Here is a 3,718-nt window from a genome sequence, read left to right on the forward strand (position 1 = left end):
CCACACCTGGCCCATGCCACCCTGGCCGATGAGCGTGGACAGTTCGTAGCGGCCGGCGACGATCCGTCCCGTCGCCACGGTCACCTTCCGCTCTCCTTCGTGGTGGCCGGCGTCGTCTGCGGCCTGGCCGCACTCTGCTACGCCGAGTTCGCCTCCACCGTCCCGGTCGCGGGCTCCGCGTACACCTTCTCCTACGCCTCGCTCGGCGAGTTCCCCGCCTGGATCATCGGCTGGGACCTGGTGCTGGAACTGGCGCTGGGCACGGCGGTGGTCGCCGTCGGCTGGTCGGGGTACGTCCACTCGCTGCTCGACAACGCCGGCTGGCACCTCCCGGCGTACCTGAGCGGCAGGGACGGCGCCCACGGATTCGGCTTCGACATCCTCGCCGCCGCCCTCGTCCTCGTCCTCACCGCGATCCTCGTCGTCGGCATGAAGCTCTCCGCCCGGGTCACCTCGGTCGTCGTCGCCATCAAGGTCGCCGTCGTCCTGGTCGTCATCATCGCGGGCGCCTTCTTCATCCACAGCGGCAACTACAGCCCCTTCATCCCGCCGAAGGAGGCCGTGCCGGCCGGCGGCAACCTCAAGGCGCCGCTGATCCAGCTGATGATCGGCTGGGCACCGTCCAACTTCGGCGTGATGGGCATCTTCACCGCCGCGTCCGTCGTCTTCTTCGCCTTCATCGGCTTCGACGTCGTCGCCACCGCCGCCGAGGAGACCCGCAACCCCCAGCGGGACGTGCCGCGCGGCATCATCGGCTCTTTGATCATCTGCACCCTGCTCTACGTCGCCGTGGCCATCGTGGTGACCGGCATGCAGAAGTACCGGGACCTGTCCGTGGACGCCCCGCTCGCCGACGCGTTCAAGGCCACCGGGCACCCCTGGTTCGCCGGTCTGATCAGTTTCGGCGCCGCCGTCGGCCTGACCACCGTGTGCATGATCCTGCTGCTCGGCCAGTCCCGGGTGTTCTTCGCGATGAGCCGGGACGGGCTGCTGCCCCGGTTCTTCTCGCACACCCACCCGAAATTCCGCACCCCGTACCGGCCGACCATCCTGCTCGGCGTCATCATCGCGATCGTGGCCGGCTTCACCAGTCTCAGCGAACTCGCGGAACTGGTGAACATCGGCACCCTCTTCGCGTTCATCGTCGTCGCGATCAGCGTGATCATCCTGCGCAACACCCGCCCCGACCTGGAGCGGTCCTTCCGCACCCCGTGGGTGCCCGTGCTGCCGATCGTGTCCGTGCTGGCCTCGCTGTGGCTGATGCTCAACCTGCCCGCCGAGACCTGGCTGCGGTTCGCCGTCTGGATGGTCATCGGCTTCTTCGTCTACTTCCTCTACGGCCGCACGCACAGCCGCCTCGCCCGGCAGCAGCGCACCCCGGTGGACGCTCCGTAATCATCGGCTCGCCGCTGCGGCCCCGTATGTCCCGTCCTGATGGGACCGCGGGGCGGATAGCGTGCACTCCATGCTCGCCGCGCCCCTCGCTCTGCCACGGTCCGTAGTCGTACGGAAGGGGTACTGGACCCGGCTGCTGCCGCCGCTCGCCGTACTGGCCTGCGTGACCAGGGCGCCGTCCTTCGTCCGGCCGCTGTGGAACCCCGACGAGGGCTACCTGGCCGTACAGGCGGGGATGCTGGCGCGGGGCGGGCAGCTGTACCAGACGGTCGTGGACCGCAAGCCGCCCCTGCTGCCCTGGCTGTACGAAGGGGTGTTCGCGGTCTTCGGGTCCGGCTCGCTCGCCCCGGTCCGGGTCCTCGCCGTCCTCGCGCAGTTGGCCACCGCCGTGCTGCTGGCCTCGCTCGCCCGGCGCCGCTGGGGTGACCGCGCGGGCCGTACCGCCGGGGTGCTCTACCTGCTGGTCTCCGTGGGGCTCAACCCCGAGGACGCCCAGGCGGCCACCTTCGAGGTGTTCATACTGCCCTGCACGGCGGCCGCGATGTGGTGCGCGGACCGCCGCCGCTGGGCGGCCGCCGGGGTGGCCGTCGCCTGCGCCGTCCTCACCAAGCAGACCGGTGGCGCGGTCCTGCTGCCGGTGGTGTGGCTCCTGCACCGGTACGGCGACGTACGCGCGGCCGTGCTGCGACTCGCGACCGGCGCGGTCCTGCCGGTGCTCGGCGCGGCCCTGGCCACCGACCCGGCCGGCTTCGCCTTCTGGACGGTCACCGGCTCCGGCACCTACGCCTCCTTCACCGGTTCCGAGCTCCACGTGCTGGCGAGGGCGTTGACCAACACCGCGATCCTCGCGCTGGCCTGTGCCGGTCTGCTGCCGCCGGTCGTACGAGCCCTGCGCATCGCCCGTACGGGGGCCGCCGACCTGTGGCTGTGGCTGGCCGCGTCGGCGATCGCCGTCACCCTCGGTTTCCACTTCTTCGGCCACTACTTCCTGCAACTCACCCCGCCCCTCGCCCTGTTGGCCACCGCCGCGCTCCACGTCCTGCCACGGGAACGGGTCACGGCCGCCGTCCTCACGTCCTGCTGCGCCTGCGCCCTGTTCCTGACCTGGGGACTGTGCGCCCCGCGCACCGAACTCGCCCACGCCCAGCGGCTGGCGCTCACCCTGGACCGCCGCAGCGCGCCCGGCGACCGGGTCCTGGTCTGGGGAATGCACCCGGAGACGTACTGGCTCGCCGGCCGCACCCCTGCCACCCGCTACCTCACCGCCGGCCTCCTCACCAACTTCAGCGGCGGCCGGGACGGACCGCTGGTCGGCGAGAAGTACGCCGTCGCCGGTACCTGGCCGGTCTTCCGCGCGGAACTGGCCGCCCGCCCGCCGGTCCTGGTGATCGACGACTCCCGGGGCAAGCCCTACGGCCCCGACCGCGTCCCGAGCCTGCGCCGCCTGCTCGCGGCCGGCTACGAACAGGCGGGCGAGGTGGACGGAGCGGCGCTGTACGTCAGGGCGCCGGGGGAGTGACGGGGCCGACGAGAGCAGCGGCTCCTCAGTGCAGCAGGGTGCTCGGCCCGGTCACTTCCGCACCCAGTTCCGTCACCCGGCGCCGTAGTTCACGGTCGGCGGTGATGACGAGGCGAGGGCGGCCGGGCTCCTCGGCGGCCAGTTCCACGATCCGGTCGTCGCCGCTGCCCGGCGCCGACTCCACCCGCACCCCGGGCACCGACGCCACCCCACGGGCCGCGCCCTCCACGACGAGCACCAGCTCCACCGGGGGCGGACGGCCGGGCAGCCCCCGCTCGGCGAGCCGGTCCCGCAGCCGCTCGGCTGCGCCCCTGCGGTCCCGCCACCAGCCGTCCGGCCGCGACCCGACGACGTTCGCGCCGTCGACGATCACCAGCAGCGGAGCTTTCTCGTCCATGCCCCAAGCCTCGCACGCCTGGGGCCGCCCCACTGCCGCGGACGGCCCCGCTTAGAGTGAAGCGGTGAACGGCGACTGGCTCCATCGCGGCCGTGACGGCCGGCTCAGTGTGTATCTGCCGTCGGGTGACGCCGTGCTGTGCCGGGCGGAACGCGGACCCGGCGGTCCCTGGGGTGCTGCCCGGCGGTTGGGCGGCGACCAACGGCTGCACCCCGGCTTCTCGGTGGGCCGGGGCGAGGACGGGTACGCCCACCTGGTCGCCTGGCGGCCGACCGTCAAGGGCGAGTCGGGCCTCGTGCACTCGACCCACTACCGCCCTCGTCTGGCCGCCATGGACTGGCAGCCGCTGTACGACCCGGCCCGCCTCGCGGTGAACGAGGTACCGGTCGCCGCCGCCGTCTACCACG

At 72.4% G+C, this 3,718-nt stretch carries 3 protein-coding genes and 1 pseudogene; 3 read left to right on the forward strand and 1 reads right to left on the reverse strand.

Features of this window, described 5'->3' with window-relative positions:
• Together ABZ646_RS42540 and ABZ646_RS42545 are read left to right on the forward strand one after the other, a co-directional pair.
• The coding region (locus tag ABZ646_RS42540) for an amino acid permease (RefSeq protein WP_360531967.1) at positions 1-1,395 on the forward strand (1,395 nt) is incomplete at its 5' end.
• Between the two features lie 70 nt (positions 1,396-1,465).
• A complete protein-coding gene (locus ABZ646_RS42545; protein ID WP_360531970.1) occupies positions 1,466-2,914 on the forward strand; it encodes a glycosyltransferase family 39 protein in 1,449 nt (482 codons plus the stop codon).
• 25 nt (positions 2,915-2,939) lie between these two features.
• Here ABZ646_RS42545 and ABZ646_RS42550 read toward each other — a convergent pair whose 3' ends face one another.
• On the reverse strand, positions 2,940-3,311 hold the full coding sequence (locus tag ABZ646_RS42550; RefSeq protein WP_360531973.1) for an NTP pyrophosphohydrolase: 372 nt from the start codon (positions 3,309-3,311) through the stop codon (positions 2,940-2,942).
• Positions 3,312-3,375: 64 nt separating this feature from the next.
• Here ABZ646_RS42550 and ABZ646_RS42555 point away from each other — a divergent pair.
• Positions 3,376-3,718, forward strand: a pseudogene (locus tag ABZ646_RS42555) (hypothetical protein); the annotation flags it as partial.

The organism is Streptomyces sp. NPDC007162 (assembly GCF_040634175.1).
Classification (GTDB): Bacteria; Actinomycetota; Actinomycetes; order Streptomycetales; family Streptomycetaceae; genus Streptomyces.

Excerpts from the sequence above, each read along its gene's own strand:
- ABZ646_RS42545 (WP_360531970.1), top strand. The coding sequence starts at position 1,466 with ATGCTCGCCGCGCCCCTCGCTCTGCCACGGTCCGTAGTCGTACGGAAG.
- ABZ646_RS42550 (WP_360531973.1), bottom strand. The coding sequence starts at position 3,311 with ATGGACGAGAAAGCTCCGCTGCTGGTGATCGTCGACGGCGCGAACGTC.